This is a genomic window from Streptomyces katrae (assembly GCF_000966975.1).
GTDB lineage: Bacteria > Actinomycetota > Actinomycetes > Streptomycetales > Streptomycetaceae > Streptomyces > Streptomyces katrae.
Genome location: NZ_JZWV01001636.1, coordinates 1 through 1,535 on the forward strand (window position 1 = coordinate 1; position 1,535 = coordinate 1,535).

Sequence of the window (1,535 nt, forward strand, 5' to 3'; positions counted from 1 at the left end):
GGGGCCCCTGGGCCGACGGCGGAATGGCCTCCGGCATGGACGCGGCCGGGCAGGACCGGATGGCCCGCTCCGGACTGGTCCCCTTCCGCCCGCAGGAGGGCCTCGCGCTCTTCGACGCGGCCCGGACCGGGGAGCAGCCCCTCGCCGTACCCGTACGCTTCGACACCGCGGCCCCGGCCGCCGCGGGCCCCGACGCCGGCCGGTCCGTACCGGCGGTACTGCGCGGCCTGCTGCGCCCCGCCGCCCGGCGCACCGTCCGGGACGCCGTACCCGGCGGCGGCCCCGACGCCCTGCGCGAGCGGCTGGCCCGCCTGTCCGGGCCCGAACGGGACGGCGCCCTGCTGGACCTGGTGCGCACCCACGTGGCGGCCGTCCTCGGGCTCGGCGGCCCCCGCGAGGTGGACCGCGACCGGGAGTTCAAGGCCCTGGGCTTCGACTCCCTCACCTCGGTGGAACTGCGCAACCGGCTGAACTCCGCCACCGGACTGCGGCTCCCGGCCACCCTCGTCTTCGACTGCCCCACCCCCGTGGCGCTCGCCGCCCGGATCGGCACCGACCTCGCCCCGCAGGCCTCCCCGGCCCCGTCGGCCATGTCCGTCTTCGGGGAGCTCGACCGGCTGGAGCAGGTCCTCGCCACCGTCGGGGCCGACGACGAACTCGTCCGCTCCCGGATCAGGACCCGCCTGCACGGGGTGCTCGCGGCCTTCACCGACGCCCCCGCCCCCACCCCCGGCGAGACGTCCGACGAGCGGCTGCGCAGCGCCACCGTGGACGACATCTTCGCGCTCATCGACCAGGAGCTCGACGGCTCCTGAGCACCCGGACGAGCCCGGACCAGCAGGTGCACACACCACCGCGGCCGCACCACCGCACCCCTTGCCGACCCTCCTCGACGGGTGAAAGAGACATGCAGAACGACCAGAACGGCCAGAACGGCCAGAAGAACGAGAACGAGCAGAAGCTGCTGGACTACCTCAAGCGCGTGACGGCGGACCTCAAGCAGACCCGCCGCCGGCTCCACGAGGTGGAGGCGAAGGACCAGGAGCCGATCGCCATCGTCGCGGCCGGCTGCCGCTACCCCGGCGGCGTCGACAGCCCCGAAGCCCTGTGGCGGCTGGTCGAGAGCGGCACCGACGCGGTCACCGGCTTCCCCGACGACCGCGGCTGGGACCTGGAGGGGCTCTACGACCCCGACCCGGGCGTCCCCGGCAAGTGCTACACCCGTGAGGGCGGCTTCCTCCACGAAGCCGGCCGCTTCGACCCGGGCCTCTTCGGGATGTCCCCCCGCGAGGCCCTGGCCACCGACCCGCAGCAGCGGCTCCTCCTCGAAGTCGCCTGGGAGACCTTCGAGCGGGCCGGGATCGCCCCCACCTCCGTCAAGGGCTCCCGCACCGGGGTGTTCGTCGGCCTCGCCTACCAGGGCTACGCGGGCAGCGGCGACACCCGCGAGGAACTGGAGGGCTTCCTCCTCACCGGCACCGCCCCCAGCGTCGCCTCCGGCCGCCTCTCCTACACCTTCGGGCTGGAAGGCCCGT

Annotated in this window: 2 protein-coding genes; both read left to right on the top strand. The window is 75.0% G+C overall.

What is annotated here, in order from left to right; all coding sequences use genetic code 11:
- Positions 1–815 (top strand): acyl carrier protein (locus VR44_RS39765; RefSeq protein WP_045952571.1); only part of this gene is annotated, 815 nt, incomplete at its 5' end.
- 92 nt (positions 816–907) lie between these two features.
- Positions 908–1,535 (top strand): beta-ketoacyl synthase N-terminal-like domain-containing protein (locus VR44_RS39770; protein ID WP_045952572.1); only part of this gene is annotated, 628 nt, incomplete at its 3' end.